The sequence below is a fragment of the Streptomyces albidochromogenes genome, from assembly GCF_005981925.1.
Taxonomy (GTDB): Bacteria; Actinomycetota; Actinomycetes; order Streptomycetales; family Streptomycetaceae; genus Streptomyces; species Streptomyces albidochromogenes.
Map to the genome: position 1 here is coordinate 1 of NZ_VBVX01000609.1, position 1400 is coordinate 1400.

Consider the following 1400-nt stretch of genomic DNA (forward strand, 5'->3'; position numbering starts at 1 on the left):
ACCCGAAGATAGTTTGCTATTGAAAGGGTTTACCGTTCTACCATGCATAAATGATTCGCATTCTAGCATCATTAATGATTGAGGGTTTGTTGTCCTGACAAAAGGAATTGCACCATTTCTAAACAATATATTCACTATGTCGGCATTGTAGTCAACAATTCTATCCATGTGACAAAGTGAGCCATTTGTTACACAATGCCCTTCGAGAGGAATCATTTCTTTGAGAGAAATTGGCAAGCCAAGTAATGGTAATTCTAGTAAGGTATTGATATTTTCATCTAAGAATCTCGCTCTCTGCAAGCTTTCGTCAGGCAAAAACTCTGCCACACAGTTTGTTAACTTAGATGCTAACAAAGCAGCATGAAAATAACTTTTCAAGACGTCATAGCAACTATATTCTTTTTTTTTGATCTTTTCGAGTAGCTTAGTAGGCTCACATTCCGTAACATTTGCGTCGGTATCCAGTAAACATTTAGAATATTCAATAATAGGGAAAACGGCAGGTTTCCCAAAGTCAATAACGGAAGACCCTATAGCAGAGGGGAGTGAGTTGTACATTTCCAACTCTTCCTGAGTATCAAATGGAAATAATTCAAGTGTCCTATTGAGAGAGCATTGAAAATTTTGCTGTGCCCGTAATGACAACTCCTTCCAAGAATCTGTTAACATTATTAAAATATTAATTAAATGGATTTTAAGTGTCCATAAAAACATGATTTTTGGACTAACTTTATAGGTTTTTGAAACTGATAAGAAACAGGAGAAAAACAAACTTCCTTAGTGAGACCCTATCAATCGTTTTTCTTGATAATCCTTACCTATTTAGGAATGTAATTTCATGAACCGAAAGCCATTTGTCAGGTACATTTTCTGCTAATACATCTTGTCAAGCTACAACCACAGAGTATAATGTTATTGCATATTATCAAAGGAACGTACGTTTAAATAGGAATATTGACTTATATTGGTTACATGGGGTCAATTCTAAACCCGAATACCTGGTCTGTGTATGAATTTTTCGAACGTATAAGAAATATATATTGTGATATCAGCTTGGTGTATATAAAAACTGGGTGACATGTCATTTGTAAGAATATACTTTACAACATACACATACTTTAGAACACAAATCCCAACATCAAAATCCCTATAAGCCTCTGACCACATTATCTGAGTAGTTATCTGAGAATTTGTTTTTATAAGAGCAAGCTAAATTTCGCAGTACGTAATTATACAATATATCATCAATAATAATCAAAACTTTTAATATAAACAGATAAATACAACAAAAAAAAAAATATCGCTTATTAGATAAGAGACATATGTCGGACTTATGTTCCAATAAGCGAATAATCCCTCATACGCTCGTAAGGTCGAAAAGTTGTAAGTTCTTGTAATCC

At 33.7% G+C, this 1400-nt stretch carries 1 protein-coding gene; it reads right to left on the reverse strand.

All coding sequences use genetic code 11. The features are described from left to right. Positions 1–669: amidase family protein (locus E2E34_RS37670; protein ID WP_167518452.1), on the reverse strand; the 669-nt coding region annotated here is incomplete at its 3' end. Positions 670–1400 lie beyond the last annotated feature (731 nt).